This is a genomic window from Streptomyces sp. NPDC059649 (assembly GCF_042734445.1).
GTDB lineage: Bacteria > Actinomycetota > Actinomycetes > Streptomycetales > Streptomycetaceae > Streptomyces.
Genome location: NZ_JBHWDV010000015.1, coordinates 104,142 through 122,994 on the forward strand (window position 1 = coordinate 104,142; position 18,853 = coordinate 122,994).

The 18,853-nt window shown below is 72.0% G+C and carries 15 protein-coding genes and 1 other RNA gene; 5 read left to right on the plus strand and 11 right to left on the minus strand.

The genetic code is table 11. The features are described from left to right. Positions 1-224 precede the first annotated feature (224 nt). Together ACFV1J_RS18710 and ACFV1J_RS18715 are read right to left on the minus strand one after the other, a co-directional pair. The gene (locus tag ACFV1J_RS18710) at positions 225-1,352 is read right to left on the minus strand and encodes a uroporphyrinogen-III synthase (RefSeq protein ID WP_385859407.1); all 1,128 of its coding nucleotides are present in this window, start codon (positions 1,350-1,352) and stop codon (positions 225-227) included. Positions 1,353-2,075: 723 nt separating this feature from the next. Next, positions 2,076-3,596 carry a nitrate/nitrite transporter gene (locus tag ACFV1J_RS18715; protein ID WP_385859409.1) on the minus strand — a complete coding sequence of 507 codons (1,521 nt, stop codon included), beginning with the start codon at positions 3,594-3,596 and terminating at the stop codon, positions 2,076-2,078. 328 nt (positions 3,597-3,924) lie between these two features. Between ACFV1J_RS18715 and ACFV1J_RS18720 the strand changes: the two genes are divergently transcribed. The 3 genes from ACFV1J_RS18720 to ACFV1J_RS18730 all read left to right on the plus strand — a co-directional run bounded on the left by ACFV1J_RS18720 (position 3,925) and on the right by ACFV1J_RS18730 (position 7,320). Continuing rightward, positions 3,925-4,116 (plus strand): lasso RiPP family leader peptide-containing protein, encoded by a 192-nt coding sequence (locus ACFV1J_RS18720; RefSeq protein WP_385859412.1) that lies wholly within the window; start codon positions 3,925-3,927, stop codon positions 4,114-4,116. A gap of 514 nt (positions 4,117-4,630) precedes the next feature. Continuing rightward, positions 4,631-7,003, plus strand: coding sequence for an asparagine synthase-related protein (locus ACFV1J_RS18725; protein WP_385859414.1), 2,373 nt, complete (start codon positions 4,631-4,633; stop codon positions 7,001-7,003). A gap of 80 nt (positions 7,004-7,083) precedes the next feature. After that, complete coding sequence (locus tag ACFV1J_RS18730) at positions 7,084-7,320, plus strand: PqqD family peptide modification chaperone (RefSeq protein ID WP_385859415.1); 237 nt, start codon at positions 7,084-7,086, stop codon at positions 7,318-7,320. A gap of 18 nt (positions 7,321-7,338) precedes the next feature. On the opposite strand, the gene ACFV1J_RS18735 is transcribed toward ACFV1J_RS18730, so the two are convergent. Then, positions 7,339-8,382, minus strand: a complete 1,044-nt coding sequence (locus ACFV1J_RS18735; RefSeq protein WP_385859417.1) for a LysR family transcriptional regulator — start codon at positions 8,380-8,382, stop codon at positions 7,339-7,341. A gap of 394 nt (positions 8,383-8,776) precedes the next feature. On the opposite strand from ACFV1J_RS18735, the gene ACFV1J_RS18740 reads away from it, so the two are divergent. Further along, positions 8,777-10,168: an MFS transporter gene (locus ACFV1J_RS18740; protein ID WP_385859418.1), complete on the plus strand. Its 1,392-nt coding sequence runs from the start codon at positions 8,777-8,779 to the stop codon at positions 10,166-10,168. A 230-nt stretch (positions 10,169-10,398) separates the two neighbouring features. Here the strand turns inward: ACFV1J_RS18740 and ssrA are convergent. The 5 genes from ssrA to ftsE form a co-directional block, all read right to left on the minus strand. Next, positions 10,399-10,768: a transfer-messenger RNA gene (gene ssrA, locus ACFV1J_RS18745) on the minus strand. Positions 10,769-11,025: 257 nt separating this feature from the next. After that, positions 11,026-11,523 carry an SsrA-binding protein SmpB gene (gene smpB, locus ACFV1J_RS18750; protein ID WP_385859420.1) on the minus strand — a complete coding sequence of 166 codons (498 nt, stop codon included), beginning with the start codon at positions 11,521-11,523 and terminating at the stop codon, positions 11,026-11,028. Positions 11,524-11,541: 18 nt separating this feature from the next. Next, a complete protein-coding gene (locus ACFV1J_RS18755) occupies positions 11,542-12,762 on the minus strand; it encodes a S41 family peptidase (RefSeq protein ID WP_385859422.1) in 1,221 nt (406 codons plus the stop codon). A 68-nt stretch (positions 12,763-12,830) separates the two neighbouring features. Beyond that, the gene (gene ftsX / locus ACFV1J_RS18760; RefSeq protein WP_385859424.1) at positions 12,831-13,742 is read right to left on the minus strand and encodes a permease-like cell division protein FtsX; all 912 of its coding nucleotides are present in this window, start codon (positions 13,740-13,742) and stop codon (positions 12,831-12,833) included. Positions 13,743-13,774: 32 nt separating this feature from the next. Next, positions 13,775-14,464 carry a cell division ATP-binding protein FtsE gene (gene ftsE, locus ACFV1J_RS18765; protein WP_030414554.1) on the minus strand — a complete coding sequence of 230 codons (690 nt, stop codon included), beginning with the start codon at positions 14,462-14,464 and terminating at the stop codon, positions 13,775-13,777. A 251-nt stretch (positions 14,465-14,715) separates the two neighbouring features. On the opposite strand from ftsE, the gene ACFV1J_RS18770 reads away from it, so the two are divergent. Then, positions 14,716-14,910, plus strand: a complete 195-nt coding sequence (locus ACFV1J_RS18770) for a hypothetical protein (protein WP_385859427.1) — start codon at positions 14,716-14,718, stop codon at positions 14,908-14,910. 209 nt (positions 14,911-15,119) lie between these two features. On the opposite strand, the gene ACFV1J_RS18775 is transcribed toward ACFV1J_RS18770, so the two are convergent. The 3 genes from ACFV1J_RS18775 to ACFV1J_RS18785 form a co-directional block, all read right to left on the minus strand. Further along, positions 15,120-15,962 carry a hypothetical protein gene (locus ACFV1J_RS18775; RefSeq protein WP_385859429.1) on the minus strand — a complete coding sequence of 281 codons (843 nt, stop codon included), beginning with the start codon at positions 15,960-15,962 and terminating at the stop codon, positions 15,120-15,122. A gap of 331 nt (positions 15,963-16,293) precedes the next feature. Then, positions 16,294-17,400 carry a peptide chain release factor 2 gene (prfB, locus tag ACFV1J_RS18780; RefSeq protein ID WP_385859431.1) on the minus strand — a complete coding sequence of 369 codons (1,107 nt, stop codon included), beginning with the start codon at positions 17,398-17,400 and terminating at the stop codon, positions 16,294-16,296. Between the two features lie 93 nt (positions 17,401-17,493). Further along, a complete protein-coding gene (locus ACFV1J_RS18785) occupies positions 17,494-18,795 on the minus strand; it encodes a serine/threonine-protein kinase (protein WP_385859433.1) in 1,302 nt (433 codons plus the stop codon). Between the last annotated feature and the right edge of the window lie 58 nt (positions 18,796-18,853).

The window sequence follows — 18,853 nt, forward strand, 5'->3', positions numbered from 1 at the left end:
AGGAGTCGACGTGGGAACTGGCTAGGAGCCGACGTGGGAACCGGTTAGGAGCCGACGTGGGAACCGGCTAGGAGTCGACGTGGGAACCGGCTGCGCGCCGCGGTCAACCCCGGTACGTGCCGCGGTCACAGCGCGGCTGCCCGCCGCCGTCAGCCCGGGTACGCGCCGCGGTCAGCCCGGGTACGCGCCGCGGTCAGCCCGGGTACGCGTCGCCGTCAACACCGTTACGTGCCGCCGTACTTGTCCGTGTCCGCATGCGGGTCCAAGGCCAGCCGGTAGCCGCGCTTGACGACCGTCTGGATCAGCTTCGGCGCGCCCAGCGCCACCCGCAGCCGGGCCATCGCGGTCTCCACGGCGTGCTCGTCCCGCCCCGCGCCCGGCAGCACCCGCAGCAGGTCAGCGCGGGAGACGACCCAGCCGGGGCGGCGGGCCAGTGCCCGCAGCAACGCCATCCCGGCCGGCGGCACCGGCCGCAGCACACCGTCCACCACGACCGCGTGCCCGCGGATCTCCAGCCGCCGCCCAGCCACCGGCAACGGCCGTGTCCGGCCCGGCAGTTCGCGGCAGAGCAGCTGCACCAGCGGCCCCAGCCGGAAACGTTCCGGCTGGAGCGTGGCCACATCCTCCGCCTCCAGGGGCAGCGCGGTCACCGGCCCCACACACACGGGCAGCACCCCCTGCCGCAGCGCCGTCAGCACCTCCTCGCGGATGCCGCGCTCCTCGGCCCGGCGCAGCAGCGACGCGGCGGCGGGTGCGCTGGTGAACGTCACCGCGTCCAGGCCGCCGCCGGTCAGCGCGTCCAGCAGCCGGTCGACCGGACCGAGGTCCTCCGGTGGCATCCAGCGGTACACCGGCACGCCGATCACCTCCGCGCCGCCGGCCCGCAGCGCCTCCACGAACCCGGGCAGCGGCTCGCCGTGCAGCTGTACGGCCACCCTCCGCCCGGACACCCCCTCCGCCAGCAGCCGGTCCAGCACCTCGGCCATCGACTCCGAGGCCGGTGACCACTTCTCGGTGAGCCCGGCGGCCCGGATGGCGCCGCGCACCTTCGGGCCGCGCGCGAGCAGTTCGACGCCGGTCAGCCGGTCCAGCAGCGCCTCGCCCAGCCCCCAGCCCTCCGCGGCCTCGATCCAGCCGCGGAACCCGATGGCCGTAGTGGCCACGACGATGTCCGGGGCATGACCGATCAACGCGCGGGTCACGGCGAGCAGTTCGGTGTCGTCCGGCAGCGGCACGATGCGCAGCGCGGGCGCGTGCAGCACCTGGGCGCCGCGCCGCTCCAGCAGAGCCCCCAGCTCCTCGGCCCGCCGGGCCGCGGTCACACCGACGGTGAACCCGTCCAGCGGGCGCACGGCGGGAGTACCAGGAGCCGGCTCGGGGCCTGATCCGTCTGTCGAACCGGGGCCCGGCGCCGTTGCCGGCCCGGATCCGGGGGCGGATCCCGGGGCGGGTGCCGGGGCGGATCCCGGGACGGATCCCGGGGTGGTTACTCGCCCGGTGGCCGGGGCTTCCGGGGCTTCAGGGGTTTCCGGGGACGCTGAGGCTCGCGTGAGCGCCGGTGCTCCCGGGGATCCCGCTGCCGGCCCAGGGCCGGGCACCGTCCGCGGCTCCCGCTCGCCGTGCTCCTGTTGCTGCTGATCGTGCATGGTCGTCCCGCTCCGCCCAGAGTGGTTGTACTGCCTCACGCTCCCCCGCCGCCGCGGCCCGCGCGACGGGGAAGCTCCGGGATCCGGGGGTCCCGGGTCCCAGGGTCCGGGGTGCCGGGGTGCCGGGGTCACCGGATCTCAGGCCCCGGCCCCTGGGACCCGGTAACCGGGCCCCGAGGAGCCATGGTCCCGAGGGGCCATGTTTCCCGAGGCGCCATGGTCCCGAGGGGCCGATATATCGAGATGCCGAGATATCAAGATGTCGAGGTCCGGAAGTCCCTTGGTGTCCAGACTGCCGACAGCACATGACAGGCCCGGTCCTCCAGTATTTCCCCCGGGTTACGCCGCTGCGCGGCCACCACGGGCAACCGGCCCCACAGCTGCCCCACAGCTGCCTCGCACCGGCCTCACGTCGGCCTGACGCCGGCCTCACACCTCGGCGTAGATCGGCCGCCGCTCCGCGTCCCCGGCCACCGCCTCCGCGCCCGCCCGTGCCGTACGCCGTGCGCGCGCCGCCGGCCGCAGGTATACGGCCCAGGTGACCACGGTGCACACCGCATAGCAGACCAGGAACGACACGAAGGCCGGCGTGCCCGACCCGGTGGCCAGGAACGACTGCCGGAAGGCGAGGTTGATGGCCAGCCCGCCGAGCGCGCCGACCGCGCCGATCAGCCCCATCGCCGCCCCCGACAGCCGCCGCCCGCTGGCCTCGGCCGCCTCCCCGGTCAGTCCGCGCCGGACCGCCAGCGCCTGGAAGATCCCCGGGATCATCTTGTACGTGGAGCCGTTGCCGAGCCCGGTCAGCACGAACAGCGAGATGAAACCGCAGAGGAACACCGGCAGCGACCGCGCCACCGACGCGTAGATGACCACCCCGGTGGCCAGGGCCATCGCCAGGAAGTTCCCCAGGGTGATCCGGGCGCCGCCGAACCGGTCCGCCAGCCGGCCGCCGACCGGCCGCACCAGCGACCCCAGCAGCGGCCCGATGAACGTCAGCGACGCCGCCTGGAGGGGCGTACGCGCGAACTGGTTCTGCAGCACCAGCCCGAACGCGAAGCTGTAGCCGATGAACGACCCGAACGTGCCGATGTAGAGCAGCGACATCACCCAGGTGTGCGGCTCCCGGGCGGCGTCCAGGGCCGCTCCGGTGTCGTTCCGCACCGGCGCCAGATTGTCCATGAACAGCGCCGCGAGCACCGCCGCGACCACGATCAGCGGCAGGTAGACGGCGAGCACCAGCCGCGGCTGCGCGGCCCCGGCCGTACCGATCACCAGCAGCCCCAGCAGCTGGATCACCGGTACACCGATGTTGCCGCCGCCGGCGTTCAGGCCCAGCGCCCAGCCCTTCTTCCGTAGGGGGTAGAAGGAGTTGATGTTCGTCATCGAGGAGGCGAAGTTGCCGCCGCCGACGCCCGCGAGCGCCGCGACCACCAGGAACGTGCTGTAGGAGGTGCCCGGCTCCATCACCAGCGCGGCCACCGTCGCCGGCACCAGCAGCATCGTCGCGCTGATCACCGTCCAGTTGCGTCCGCCGAACCGCGCCACCGCGAAGGTGTACGGCACCCGCAGCACCCCGCCCACCATGGTCGGCATCGCCACCAGGAAGAACTTCCCGGCCGGATCGATCCCGTACTCCGGCCCCATGAACAGCACCATCACCGACCACAGGCTCCAGATGGAGAAGCCGATGTGCTCGGAGAGTACGGAGAAGACCAGGTTCCGCCGGGCCACCCGCGCCCCGGTCTCCGTCCAGAACGTCTCGTCCTCGGGCTCCCACCGCTCGATCCACCGCCCACCCCGGCGCGCCCGGCCGACGGGGGTGGGGCCGCCCGTCCGGTTGCCGTCAGGGCTGTCGCTGCCGATGTCGCTGCTGATTTCGCTACTGCCGTCACTGATGTCGCTGCTGTCACTGCTGTCACTACGGGTGCCTGCCGCGGCCTCGGCCGTCATCGCGCCTCCCAGGGGTTGGGTCCTCCCTTCGAAGCTAGGGACGGCGGGTTTCCGGACCGTGGCAGCAGGTGACCGCGGCGAAACCTTGCGCTCACGCGCCACCGGGCCCGTGCGTGAGCGACCACGGACGCCGGGGAGCGTGCGCCGGACAGCGCCACATCCGAGTGCCTCGCGCGCCCCCTGACATCACTCGTTCGAGGCAATGGCAGGGGATCTGGACACTGCCAGCATTTTCGCCGAACGCAGTGAGTAATCGTTTAGGCACATTCTGTTGCAAACGAATAGCGATGCGAGTGCGCCGGCAAAAGAAGAGCGAAGGGAGCGAACCATGCAGGACGTGCCGGACATGCAGCACGTGCAGGACGTGCGGGAGATGCAGCCGGTGCCGGCCGTCGCCGACGCCCTCACCACCGACTACGAGGCGCCGCAGCTCGTCGAGGTCGGCGACTTCACCAAGCTGACGCTCGGGTACTCGGGCCTCTACCGGGACGGCTGGGGTGCCTTCTTCGGGCTCCCGTAACGGCAGCCTTCGGGTTCCCGTAACGGCAGCCCGGCCGGATGCGGGTTCCCTGGCTCAGGGGACTGGGGGCCGGGCAGTGGGCTGACGGCCGGCCCGACGGGGCTGGGGGGCGTCCTGGCAGAGCTGGGGGTCGCCCTGGCAGAGCTGAGGGCCAGGCCGGCGGAGCTGGGAACCAGACCGGCAGCGCTGGGGGCCGGCCCGACAAGGCTGAGGCCCGGTCCGGGAAGAGCTGAGGCCCGGTCCGGGAGAGCTGAGGCCCTGTCCGGCAGGGCTGACGGCCAGCCCGGCAGCGTTATGAGCCGGCCCGACAGAGCTGTGAGCCGGTCAGAGCTGCAAGCCGGTCCGACAGAGCTGGCACAGCTACGAGCCGGTCAGAGCTGCGGGCACCGGTCCGGCAGGGCTGTGAGCCGGTCCAGCAGGACTGCCAGCCGGCCGTCGCCCGGAAACGCTCCTCCCCCTACATGGCGTGAACGGTCCCCCGCCCGCCCCCGCCCCCGGAATGGGAGGTATCCCCGTGGACTTCCTCGTCTTCCCCGACCACCCCGCAACCGACGTCCTCTGCCGGCAACTGCCCGCCGGACCGCCCGCACAGATCCTCCGCCACCCTTCGGGCCGCCCCTGGATCGCGGGGCGATGGTCCGCAGACCAGATCCTGACGGCGGAGACCGGCCCGCGCCGCGCCGTGCTGCTCGGCACCACGTCCGCCCGCCCGGACACCCTGGCCCGCCTGCTGCCCGGCCCCGACGGCCTGGACGGCATCGCCCGGCGCACTCGCCAACTCCCGGGCAGCTACGCCCTTCTGGCCGCCATCGGCCCCGACCTGCGCTGCCAGGGCGACCTCGCCACGGTCCACCAGCTCCATCACGCCCGGATCGGCGGCATCACCGTCAGCGGCAACCGGCCCCAGGACCTGGCGACGCTCGCCCGCACCGCGGCCACCGGCGGACTGCCGCCCGGCGCCCCCGGCGCCGGCCTGCTCGACGAGGAATCCCTGGCGCTGCGCCTGCTGTTCCCGTTCGCCCCGCTCCCGCTCGCCCTGCGCCCACTGTGGCGCGCGGTGCCGGCCGTCCCCCCGGGCCACCACCTCACCGTGGACGCCAACGGGCAGGCCACCGTCGCCCGTTGGTGGCAGCCACCGGAGCCGGACGTCCCCCTGGAACGCGCCGCGGAGACCGTACGCCAGGCCCTCGGCGACGCCGTGGCGGCCCGTACACAGCGAGCCCGATTGCAGACCGAACGGACGGAGCCGGCCGGTCGAGCCGGGCAGTCCGAGCGGATCGAGCAGGCCGATACGGGCAAGCTCACGTGCCGCCCCACCCTCAGCGCCGACCTCTCGGGCGGCACCGACTCCACCGGCCTGTGCTTCCTCGCCGCCCAGGAGAACGTCCGGCTGATCACCACCTCCTGGGTGTGCCGCGACCCCGGCAACGACGACACCGTCTGGAGCGCCCGCGGCGCCGCCTACCTGAGCGCCGCCGAACGCCAACGCGAACAGTCAGCCGCTCCAGGTCCCGGTCCCGGTCCGGGTCGGGGTCCAGGCTCAGGGCGCGGCCCAGGGCCGGGCCTCGGTCACAGCAGGGGCCGAAGCGCCGACGGGGATTCGAACCGCGGCACCGCCAAGGAAAAGGGCAAGAGCAACGACCAGAACAACAAGGACCAGAACAAGACCGAACGCAGCTGGGCGGGCATCCCCAGGACCAACGGAGCCGGCACGGGCACGGGCAGGATCGGCGGCACGGGCACAGGCACGAGCCGGATCAGGGGCGCGGGCAGGGGCAGGGGCAGCGGCAGGGGCACAGGCAGCGGCTCGGCGCCGCGCTCACAGCCCCAGGCCGCCGGCGAACACCTCTCCCTCCCCTACGCCGACGCCCCCACCTGGTACACCCCGCCGCACGACCCCCAGCACCCCACCGCCACCGACCCGGCCGCTCCGCTCGCCCTCTTCCGGGAGGCCGCCCGGATCGCCCACCAGGCCGGGCTCGTCGCCGCCCGCGGCTCCCGGCTGCACCTCGTCGGCGTCGGCGGCGACGAACTGTTCTCCCACCGCCCGGCCGCCCTCAACTCCCTTGCCCGCGGCGACCTGCGCACCGCCGCCCAGCGCGCCTGGACGGCCCACCACCTCTGCCGCTGGAAGACCTCCGAGACCCTGCGCACACTGCTGGGCGGCCGCCCGTATCCGCGCTGGCTGGCCGGCCGCGCCTCCCGGGTGACCGCCGGGGGCGATCCCCGGACCTGCGGCGCCGACTGGGAGGTCCTGCCCAGCCTGCCGCCGTGGGCGCATCCGGACGCCGTCGCCACCGTCCGCCGGCTGCTGCGCGAGGCCGCCGCCGACGGCCCGGAACCGTACGCACCGCTGCGCTGCCAGCACGACATCGTGCGGGCCGCCGTCCGCGCGGGGGAGATCGTCCGCGGCGCCGTCACGCTCACCGCCCCGCACGGCGTCGGCTACGAGGCGCCGTTCCTCGACAACGCCGTCATCGACGCGGCGCTCACCCTCCGCCTCGCCGACCGCGCCCGGCCCGGCGTGTACAAGCCGCTGCTGACCCGTGCGCTGCGCGGCATCGTGCCCGACGCGGTGCTCGGCCGGGGTACGAAGGGCGAGCACAGCGCCGAGGTCTACGCCGGTCTGCGCACCCACCGCGGGGCCCTGTCCGCGCTCTGCGACGACTCCCTCCTCGCCGAACGCGGCCTGATCCGCCCCACCGTCCTCCGCCACCACCTGACGTCGCTCCAGCCGCACACCGACGCCCTGCGCGCCCTCGACCCCACCCTCGCCACCGAGTACTGGCTCCGCGGGCTCACCCCGGCAGACATCCCCGCGCCCTCCCGACCCGCACCGCCGTACCCCACACCGCCGCTGCCGATCCCGGCCCGAGAAACCCCATGACCCTCCAAGGAACCCGTGCCCCTTCAAGGAACCCCACCCCATGACCGTCCAAGGAAGCCCGTGACCGTCCAAGGAACCCCATGTCCCTCGCCCGCGCCCCGCACGTCCGCAGCACCCGCACGGCCGACGGCACGGTCCTGCTCAACACCCGCACCGGCCGCTACCGGCAGATGAACGCGACCGCCACCCTCGTCCTCGACCACCTCCTCGCCGGCGGAACGTGCCGGACCGCCGCCGAAGCACTGCGCGCCCGCCACCCGTCCGCCGGCCACCGCGCCGAGTCCGAACCCGGGCCCTCCTGGACTCCGCACACCTAGCGCGACCGCACGCCAGCCCTACCGCTGCTCCCGCACACCCTCACCCTCACCCACGCCCGCGTTCGCGCCTACACCCGCAGCCCCGCCCACACCCGCACCCACACCCGTCGCATCGGCATCCTCCCGAGGGAGCCAGGCGCCCTTCGGTACGGTCAACCAGCCGTTGCCCCTGGTGAGTTCGCTTGCTGCCGTGCGCAGAGCGGTCAGGCCGGGGTGGTGCAGGTCGCGGCGCCACACCATCGAGACCGGCGACAGGGGTACGGGGTCCACGACCGGGCGCAGCGCCATGCCCGGTACGTCGATGAACTCCACGCTCGCCAGCACCGACCACCCCCGCTTCCGTACCACTCGTATGAACTCCTGCGAACCCTCGATCTCCGGGAACGGCTCGGCCATCGCGATGCCCCGCCCGGCGAACAGCTGAGCCGCCAGGTCCGTCCATTCCGCGGTCTGCGGATTCCCCGCGGCCGCGTAGAGCGTCTCGCCGGCCAGCTCCGCGAGCGGAACCTCGGGCCGCGACGCCAGGGGATGGTCCTCCCGCAGCAGCACCGCCATCGGCTCCAGACGGACCGGCTGGTGTGCCAGGCCGGACCGGACGGTGGGCGGCAGGGCCGCATAGCGCCCGAAGGAGACATCGAGCCGCCCGGCGGCCAGCTCGGCCGCCGCCCCCGTCAGCCCGCTGTGGAAGCGGGCCACCAGTTCGCAGCTGTCCGGCACCCGCCCCCTGGCGTCCTCCAGCACCCGGTGCGCGGTACCGATCGGCGCCCGGACATCGACCAGTAGCGGCCGCTCGGGCACCGGCCGGAAGGCCGCCGCCAGGTCCTCGTACGCGCTCAACACCCGGCGGGCGTACGGCAGTAGCCGCTCGCCGTCGGCCGTGAGGGCGACCTGGCGGGTCGTCCGTACGAAGAGGGACGTGCCCACCTCGCGCTCCAGGCGCCGGATGTCGCGGCTCAGGGCCTGCTGAGCCACGTAGAGCCGGGCCGCGGCACGGGTGAAGTGCAGTTCCTCGGCCACGGCGAGGAAAGCCCGGAGCAGTCGCGGATCGATATCGAACGGCATCGGGCCATCCTTGCAGCGCCCCCGGCCCCGTAGCCCGGAATATCGAGGAGGCCCGAAGCCTCGAATCCCCGAACTTCCGGAGTCCCGAAGTCCCGAAGCACCGGAGTCCCAAAGAGCGCCGGAGTCCCAAAGCACCGGCTTCCCGGCGTCCCCGCGTCCCGGCGTCGGGTCGGCTCCTCGGCTCGTCGGCCCTCTGCTCGTCGACTCCTCTGCTCCTCGGCCCCTCGGCCCCTCGGCTGGTGGGCTCGTCGTTCGGCGTCGCCCTGCTCGTTCCACCTCCGCGCAGACCCGCGTCTCTGCCTCGTGAGCCATCCAGCGATCTACATCGTGAGCGCGTGAATGGGCTCTGATCAGGTGTTGGACGGGGAGCAGACGGGCCCGGGATCGTAAGAGCGTGATCCTTTTCCTTGCTGCCCGTCCGGTGACCGCTCCGCCCGTACGGCCGGTTGCGCGCCGGCGTCCTCGCCGTTATCGGCTCTTCGCGCCCTACCGGCGGATCTTTGCCGTCCCCGGCGCGCGGGCGTTCACCGCCGCCAATCTGCTGGCGCGCCTGCCCATGGGCATGCTCAGCGTCAGCGCCGTCCTGATGATCAGCGGCTCGCGTGGCTCCTATGCGTTGGCCGGGGCCGTCACCGCGACCGGGCTGGCGGCGACCGCGCTGGTCGGGCCGTGGACCGCCCGGATGGTCGACCGTTACGGCCAGGCACGGATCGCCGTGCCGGCCACCGTACTGGCGGCGCTCGGGTCGCTGTCGCTGCTGCTCTGTGTCCGCTTCGGTGCGCCCGACTGGGCGCTGTTCGTCTCCTACGCGGCGACCGCCACCACCCCCAACACCGGAGGGATGTCGCGTGCGCGCTGGGCGCACCTCTTCCGCGAGGACCCGGCTGCCCGGCACACCGCCAATTCCTTCGAACAGGCCGCGGACGAACTGTGCTTCATGCTCGGTCCGGTGCTCGCGACGCTGCTCTGCACCACAGTCACGCCCGAGGCGGGCACGGCGGTGGGCGCGGCGCTGCTGCTGAGCGGGGTGCTGCTCTTCGCTGCCCAGCGCCGTACGGAACCGCCGGCGGCCGGGCGGGCGGGCGGCCGCGCCGGCCGGGTCCGTTCCCCGCTGCGGCGGCGGGGCATTCCCCCGCTGCTCGGCGCCTTCCTGTGCACCGGCGCGGTCTTCGGGTCGATGGAGGTCGTGACCTTGGCCTTCGCCGACGGTCTCGGCATGCGGTCCGCGGCGGGCGGGCTGCTGGCCCTCCAGGCTGCCGGGTCGTGCGGAGCGGGGCTGCTGTACGGCCTGCTGCGGCCGACGGGCCGGAGCGGGCGGCGCTTCCTGGTATGTGTCGGGGCGATGGCCGTGCTGATGCTGCTGCCCCTCCTCGCGGCGTCGACCGGGCGCCCGGGGGCGCTGGCCGCCGCACTGCTGGTCGCCGGGATGGCCACCGCGCCGACCATGGTCACGGGGATGGGACTGGTCCAATCCCGCACTCCCGAGGCTCAGTTGAATGAGGGGATGACGCTCGCCGTGACGGCTCTGCTGGGGGGTATCGCCGCCGGCTCGGCGGTGGGGGGCTGGGTCGTGGACCATGTGACGGGCGCCGGGGTCGCGTACGGGGTTCCGGCCGCGGCGGCCGGGCTGGCCGTCGTCCTTGCGCTGTCGACCGCCGCCGCGCGCACCCGGCCCGTCGCCCCGTCCCTGACTCCTTCCGTCACCCCGTCCCCGACTCATTCCGTCACCCAGTCCGTCACGCCGGCCGTCACTTCTTCCGTTGCCGGAGGTCAGGAGCTGGACTGAGGTTGCATGCTGTGCTGTGTTCGTGTTCATGCACTCAGCGTGACGGAGTCGGGGCGGATGCACATCAACCCCGGGGTCCATGCGCATCGACCCGAGGGTTGTCATACCGAGGGTTGAGGGCGACAGGGAGACCCGAAGGAAAGCCGAAGTCCAAGAGAGGTGCGAGGAGCGCGGACAAAAAGCAGCTGCCCCGGCGGGAAACCCGCCGGGGCAGCTGCTTTACATGGGATGAGTGGAGATGGCGGGAATCGAACCCGCGTCCAACGGTGCGGAATCAGGGCTTCTCCGAGTGCAGTTCGCTGCGATTTTCTCAGCCCCGGAGATCACGCGAACAAGTCTCCGACGGGCTCAGTCACTGTTTGATTTCCTCCTGCACCCCGTGACCGGGTTCAGGAGTTTAGTCCCCTAGCTGATGCCAGGATCCGGGTCGGGAACAGCCCCGGGCTGACACTTCGCAAGTCGCTACTTAGGCAGCGAGGGCGAAGGAATCGCGCTTGGTGTTGGCGATTATTGGTTTCGGCCTGTGGTTTACGAGATCATGGCCGCTTCCTCGACTCGCTTCCCCTGCTTCGACATCCGCTGTCGAAACCGATCATCCCCATGTTGATTTATCAAGATGGATCCTCGGGCGCCTACACCATGAGCGCCCGTGGTTCCCGCACCCTCCGTGGGATGCGAGCCCATCGTACGTGAACAACGCCTGAGGTGGCCAGCGTATTCCGCGGGCCGCCGCCCGCCCGGGACCGCCCCCGCATCGCCCCGCATCGCCCCGTACCGGCCCGCCGGCCGGAAGCCGGGCCCGCTCCCGCCCGCCGGCCCGGCCGGCTCGCGGTGTGGCGCCCGTCGGCCGGCCGTGATCAGGCGCGCTGACGGCGGCGGGCCGCCGAGATCGCGCGGTCCGCCTCGCGGCGGTCCTGCTGCTCGCGGAGGGTCTGCCGCTTGTCGTACTCCTTCTTGCCCTTGGCCAGCGCGATCTCGACCTTGGCCCGGCCGTCCTTGAAATACAGGGACAGCGGCACGATCGTGTGCCCGGTCTCCTGGCTCTTGGACTCCAGCTTGTCGATCTCGAAGCGGTGCATGAGCAGCTTCCGCTTGCGCCGGGCGGAGTGATTCGTCCAGGTTCCCTGGGCGTATTCCGGGATGTGTACGTTGTGCAGCCAGGCCTCGTTGCCGTCGATCTGGACGAATCCGTCGACCAATGACGCCCGGCCCTGGCGCAGTGACTTCACCTCGGTGCCGGTCAAAACCAGCCCGCACTCGTAGGTGTCCAGAATGTGGTAGTCGTGCCGCGCCTTCTTGTGCTGCGCCACGAGCTTGCGCCCGGGTTCCTTGTCCTTGCCCTTTTGCTTAGCCATAGTGCGGCCATTTTCGCACTACGTGCCGGTCCCGAGGCCACTCAATACCGTGCGGGCCCGCCGCTCGGCATGGTCCTCGACGACCAGGTCGGGGGTGAGGCCGGCGTCGTCGACGGTCCGCCCGGAGGGGGTGCGGTAGTGGCCGACGGTGAGCTCGGCCACCGAGCCGTCGGGCAGCCGGCTGGGCATCTGCACCGAGCCCTTGCCGAAGGTCGGGGAGCCCACGACGATGGCCCGGCCGCGGTCCTGGAGGGCGCCGGCCAGCAGTTCGGCGGCGCTCATCGTGCCGCCGTCGACGAGAACGACCAGCGGCAGGCGGGTGTTCCCGCCGCGCCCGGCGTACAGGGCGCGCTGGCTGCCCCGTACGTCGTAGGTGGCGACCAGGCCGCCGTCGAGGAAGGCGGAGGCGGTGCCGACGGATTCGGTGACCAGGCCGCCCGTATTGCCGCGCAGGTCGAGCAGCAGGCCACCGTGCGGGGAGGCGCCGCGGACCGCGCGGCGGACCGCGGCGCCGGTGCCCCTGGCGAACGAGGTGATCTTGACGCGGGTGGGGCCGTGCGGGCCGGCCGGCCGGTCGACGGTGACGTTCCGGGTGCGCAGCCGGGTGCGGTGCAGGGTGAGGCTCCACCGCCGGGCGCCGCGCTGGAGGTCGAGGCGTACGGGCGTGCCGGCGCCGGCGGCGGCCGCCCGGGAGCCGTTGGGTGCGTCGCCGCGGAGCCGGGCGACTGTCTCGGTGACCGGCTGCCCGTGGGTGGTCCGACCGTCGATGGCGCGCAGCAGGTCGTGGACGGCGATGCCGGCGCGGGCGGCGGGGCTGCCGGGCTGCACCCGGGAGACCTCGGTGCGGCCGCCGGCCAGCTGGCGCACCCACAGGCCGACGCCGACGTAGGCGCCGCCCAACTGCTGCTGGAAGTCCTCGAACTGGCCCTCGGTGTAGATCGTCGACCAGCGGTCGCCACTACGGCTGACGACCTCGGCGGCGGCCTGCGAACCGGACTTGCCGTCCTCGATGGCTTCGGTGGCGGCCCGCTCGACGGCGGCGCGGTCGGCGGTGGCGGACTCCGGGGGGCGCGCGCCGGACGCCGAGCGCTGGGGGATGCCGTGACCCGCCGCGCCTTCGGCCTCGTCGCTCCAGGTGCCGGTCACCGTGCCGGTGGCGAGTACCCCGGCGAGGAACAACGTCAGGGCCGCCCCGCGGCGGTAGCGGCGGGGCCGGTCGTACGAACTCGGGCCCGACATGCCGGTGAGTCTAGGGGACGAAGGAGCGCCGTACGGCGAGTTGACCGTACGGCGCTCCTTGGCGAAGCTCACACCTTGAGGTACTTGCGCAGCGCGAAGAACGCGGCGAGCGCGGGCATCAGCAGCCCGATCAGGAGGACCAGCGGGAGCACCGCGACCACCGAGTCCCAGCCGATGAAGTTGATCACCTGGATCTTCTTCGCCAGCCAGTTGTTGACGAGGAGGTACTTGCCGCCGACGATCAGCACACAGGCGAATCCGGCGCCCAGCAGGCCCGCGATGGCGGCCTCCAGGATGAACGGCATCTGGATGTAGAAGCTGGACGCCCCCACCAGCCGCATGATGCCGGTCTCCCGCCGGCGGCTGAACGCCGACACCCGCACGGTGTTGACGATCAGCATCAGCGCAACGACGAGCATCAGGCCCATCACGCACAGCGCGGCGATGTTCATGCCGTTGAGGAGGTTGAACAGCGGCTCGACGGTGTCGCGTTGGTCCTGTACCTCCTGGACACCGGGCCGCTCGGAGAACGCCGACTTGATGACCTTGAACTTCGTGGGGTCCTTCAGCTTGACGCGGAACGACTCGGGAAGCTGGTCGGGCGTCACCAGACCGGCGACGGGGGTGTCGCCGAACTGCTCCTTGTAGTGCTTGTAGGCCTGGTCGCTGGACTCGTACTGCACGTTCTGCACGATCGGCAGCCGGTCCAGCTCGGCCTTGATGTCGTCCTTCTGCTGCTGGGTGGCCGCGCCCTTGGCGCAGTTGGCGCCGGTCTCGGCGTCGTTCTTGTTGCAGAAGAAGATGGAGACGTTGACCTTGTCGTACCAGTAGCCCTTCATGGTGCTGACCTGGTCGCGCATCAGCAGCGAGGCGCCGAACAGACCGAGCGAGAGGGCTACGGAGACGATGACGGCGAAGGTCATCGTGAGGTTTCGGCGGAGACCGACGCCGATCTCCGACAGGACGAACTGGGCGCGCATGGCGTCCTTTCAGTACTGGGGGCCGTACACGCTTAGTGCTGGTAGCCGTACACGCCGCGCGACTGGTCGCGTACGAGCCGGCCCTTCTCTAGTTCCATGACCCGCTTGCGCATCTGGTCGACGATCTGCTGGTCGTGGGTGGCCATGACCACCGTCGTTCCGGTCCGGTTGATCCGGTCCAGCAGCTTCATGATGCCGACCGAGGTCTGCGGGTCGAGGTTGCCGGTGGGTTCGTCCGCGATGAGCAGCAGCGGACGGTTGACGAAGGCCCGTGCGATGGCGACGCGCTGCTGCTCACCACCGGAGAGCTCGCCCGGCATGCGGTCCTCCTTGCCACCGAGGCCGACGAGTTCGAGGACCTCGGGGACCGTCTTGCGGATCTGGCCGCGGGGCTTGCCGATGACCTCCAGGGCGAAGGCGACGTTCTCCCCGACGGTCTTGTTGGGGAGCAGCCGGAAGTCCTGGAAGACCGTCCCCACCTGGCGCCGCATCTGCGGGACCTTCCAGTTGGAGAGCTTGCCGAGGTCCTTGCCCAGTACGTGCACATGGCCATGGCTGGCCCGCTCCTCGCGCAGCAGCAGCCGCAGGAAGGTGGACTTGCCGGAGCCCGAGGAGCCCACCAGGAAGACGAACTCGCCGCGCTCGATCTCGAGCGAGACGTCCCTGAGTGCAGGACGGTTCTGCTTCGGGTAGGTCTTGGAGACGTTGTCGAATCGGATCACTGATGCACCACGGTCGACCTGGATAGGGGCACGGGCTGCCGAGTTGCGGCTCCCGTCGGTGTGCGTGACCATACGCGAACCTCGCGCGGCGGTGCAGTCGGCGTTGGGGTTGGTGCGGTTATTCACGGCACCTACGGGGACAAAAGGGCGCACAATCCCGGGGCGCGCGCCGTTCCGCCGGGGAGCTGGCACAGTGGAAGAGGGAACCAATGCACCCTCCGGGGCGTTGGTGCAGTGGAGAAGGAGGTCGCATGACGTACGACCGACTGGTGTGCGCCAACTGCGCGGCCCCTGTGAGTGAGGGCCGCTGCCCCGTGTGCCGGGCGAGCAGAGAACGACTCCAGCAGCAGGCAGGCGGCGTGTTCGCCCAGCTCAGCCCGGCGATGCTGGTGGCTTTGACGGTCCTGCTGCTCGCGGTGGGGCTGCTGCTGCACCAGACCACCTGACGACGACGCCCAGCCGGCGGAGCGGTCCGGGTGGCCCCTGGGCAGGGACCGGCCTGTTACGGCTTGCTCACGACCGCGTTCGCACGGTGACGGAACGACCCCGATGACGCGCACATCCCGATCACGCGCACGGGAAATGTAGCGGGCGGGAAAACGCCGAGGGCCCGGGGCGCATATGCGCCCCGGGCCCTTGTGGTGCCGCGTCAGCGTCAGGCCGCTGCCGCGCCGCCGCCGTTCTTGTTGATCAGACGGGGCAGCATACGGAAGCCGACACCGCCCGCGATCATCGTGGCCGCACCGATCAGCAGGAAGGTGGTGCCGGTGGAACCGGTCTCGGCCAGCTCCCCGCCCTTCGCCTGCTGCTTGGCCTGACCGGGCGTGTCAGCGATCTGCTCCTTGCCCTTGCCGGGCTGCTCGATCGGCTTGGAGCCCTCGTTGTCGGTGCCGGTGCCGGTGGAGTCGCCGCCGGTGTTGCCACCGCCGTTGTTCCCACCGCCGTTGTTGCCGCCACCGTTCTGGCCGCCGTTGTGGCCGCCGCCGTTGTTGCCGCCGTCCTGGCCGCCGTTCTGGCCACCATTCTGACCGCCGGCCTGGCCACCGTTCTGACCGCCGTCCTGGCCGCCGTTCTGGCCACCGTTCTGACCGCCGTTCTGACCGCCGTCCTGGCCGCCGTTCTGGCCACCGTCCTGGCCGCCGGCCTGACCGCCGTCGTCGGTGCCGCCGACCTGACCGCCGTCGTCCGAGCCGCCGATCTCGCCGCCGGTCTGACCGCCGTCGTCCGAACCGCCGATCTCGCCGCCGATCTGGCCGCCGTCGTCGCTGCCGCCGACCTGACCACCGTTGTCGCCACCGGAGTCACCGCCGGTGTCGCCACCGGAGTCGCCGCCACCGATGATCCCGCCGATGATGCCGCCGATGATCCCGCCGTCGGAGCCGCCCGTGTCACCCGGGCTGGCCGCGGAAGCGGCGCCGGCGGCGGTGAGCGACGCACCGGCCGCGATCACCGCACCAGCTGCAATGCGCGCCACGCGCAGCCGCGTCTTCTTCGTCATGTACTGCTACCCCCAGTAGCTGAACTCGTCATGGGTGCACCGCTGCACGGGGCGACCAGCGCTGGGGGTAGGCGAGTTCCGGCCACGAAATGCCGACTGGCCACTCATCTCCCCGTTACTGCACGCGCCCCGGAACATACGCATGCCGCGCCCAGCCTTCCCAGTACGGCCGATAACGTCAAGGTCGAATAAAGTCCCGTTGCCCGAATTGCTGAGAGTTGGGCGGTACATGGACATACGACTGTGACCAAACCGCCACAGCAAAAACAACTGCCTCCACGCTGGAGGCAGTTGTTCCGGTGTCAGAAGGCCCGTATCCGGGGCCGTCGGGCTACTTCTCCTGCTGCTTGCGCCAGCGGATTCCGGCCTCCAGGAAGCCGTCGATGTCACCGTCCAGCACGGCCTGCGGGTTGCCGACCTCGAACTCCGTCCGCAGGTCCTTGACCATCTGGTACGGGTGCAGGACGTACGAACGCATCTGGTTGCCCCAGGAGTTGCCGCCGTCGCCCTTGAGCGCGTCCATCTTCGCCTGCTCCTCCTGGCGGCGGCGCTCTAGGAGCTTGGCCTGGAGGACGTTCATCGCGGTCGCCTTGTTCTGGATCTGCGAGCGCTCGTTCTGGCAGGAGACGACGATGCCGGTGGGGATGTGCGTCAGCCGGACCGCGGAGTCGGTGGTGTTCACGCCCTGGCCGCCGGGGCCGGAGGAGCGGTACACGTCCACCCGCAGGTCGGACTCGTCGATCTCGATGTGGTCGGTCTGCTCGACGACGGGCAGCACCTCGACGCCGGCGAACGACGTCTGGCGGCGGCCCTGGTTGTCGAACGGCGAGATGCGCACCAGGCGGTGGGTGCCCTGCTCCACGGAGAGCGTGCCGTAGGCGTACGGGACGTTGACGGCGAAGGTGGTCGACTTGATGCCGGCCTCTTCGGCATACGAGGTCTCGTAGAGCTCGGTCTTGTAGCCGTGCCGCTCGGCCCAGCGCAGGTACATCCGCTGCAGCTTCTCGGCGAAGTCGGCGGCGTCCACGCCACCGGCCTCGGCGCGGATGTTGACGAGCGCCTCACGGGCGTCGTACTCGCCGGAGAGGAGGGTGCGGACCTCCAGCTCCTCGACGGCCTTGCGGACGTCGGCCAGCTCGGCCTCGGCCTCGACGCGGGTGTCCTCGTCGCCCTCGGCCTCGGCCAGCTCGAAGAGCACTTCGAGGTCGTCGACCCGGCCCCGCAGCTCCTCGGCCCGGCGCAGCTGGCCCTGGAGGTAGGACAGCTGGCTGGTGACCTTCTGGGCACTCTCGGGGTCGTCCCACAGGGACGGCGCCGCCGCTTGTTCCTCAAGCACGGCGATGTCGGCCCTCATCTTGTCGAGGTCCAGGACGGCCTCGATCGACCCCATGGTCGAGGAGAGGGACTTCAGCTCTTCGGATACATCGACGACTGCCACGCACCCAGCCTAACGGCTACCACGGCGAACCTGACCCGGCCCCGGCGGGAGAGGGCCTGCCGGGGCCGGGCCGGGAGCCGCCCCAGGTGTTCGTCAGGGGGTCTCCTGCTCCGACTGGTGCACGCCCGGCGGGGCCTCGCCGCCGTCGTCGTCCCCGGAGGCCAGCCAGCCGCCCAGGCCGGCCGCGACCACCACCACGGCGGCGGCCGCCCCCAGCTTGATCCGGCGGCGGCGCACCGCCTCCGGGGAGGACCGGTGCCGCGCCGAGCCGGCCCGGCGCTCCCCGGCCGCCCTCGGGGCCCGGGCGGTGCCGTGGGCGCCGCCGGCCAGCTCGTCCGGGCCCGGCACCCGCATGCTGGTGTGCGTCTCCCGGTTGGAGTCGGGCACGGAGCCCTGCACCAGGGGGACGGCCCCGCGCTGCGGGACGGTCTCGCCGGCCGACGGGTAGGACGGCTCCTCGCGGGTCCCCGGGGCCGCGCCGTCCGGCTCGTCGTCCGGGCGGTCGCTCTCCGGCTCGTCGATGTCCAGCGGCGGCATCCCGGCCAGCCCCGGCAGCAGTTCCCGAAGACGGGCGGCCAGCTCGGCGGCGCGCAGCCGGGACGCCGGGGCCTTCGCCAGGCACTGCAGCAGCAGCTGCCACAGCTCGTCGGGGATGCCGGGCAGCGGGGCCACGCTCTCGGTGACATGGCGGCGCAGGACGGCCCCGGGGTGGCCGCCCCCGAAGGGCGTGAACCCGGCGAGCAGCTCGTACAGGACGGTCGCCAGGGCGTAGATGTCCACCGAGGCGCGCGGCGGCAGGCCCTCGATGATCTCCGGGGCGAGGTAGTCGGGGGTGCCGATGACCCTGGCGGCATGGCCCCTCCCCTGGGCCGAAGATCCTTGGGAAAGGGTCCGGCGGGGCGAGTCGACGAGCCGGGCGATGCCGAAGTCGGTGAGCAGCGCGGGGTGCGCGCCACCGGGGCCGAGCGGCCCCTGCATGTCCAGCAGGACGTTCTCGGGCTTGACGTCGCGGTGCACGATGCGCGCGGCGTGCGCGGCGGCGAGCCCGTCGGCGACGTCCGCGACGATCGCGACCGCGGCCTCCGGGGCCAGCCGGCGCTCGCGTTCCAGACGGGTGCGCAGGTCGGTGCCGCGCACCAGGTCCATCACCAGCGCCAGGTCGTTGCCGTCGACGACCAGGTCGCGGACGCCGACGACATGCGGGTCCGCCAGGCCCAGCAGCGCCGCCCGCTCCTGCACGAAGCGGCCGACGAGCTCCTGGTCGGAAGCGAGGTCCTCACGCAACAGCTTGATGGCCACGGCCCCTTCGGGACCCTCGCCCAGCCATACCGTGCCGGCACTGCCGCGCCCCAGGATCTGGTGGGCGGTGTACCGGCTGCCGATCTTCCGTGCCAAAACTGCTCCGACGTGTCGGGCCCCCGAGCGTCCTACGGGGGCTGAGGTTGGCGTCAAA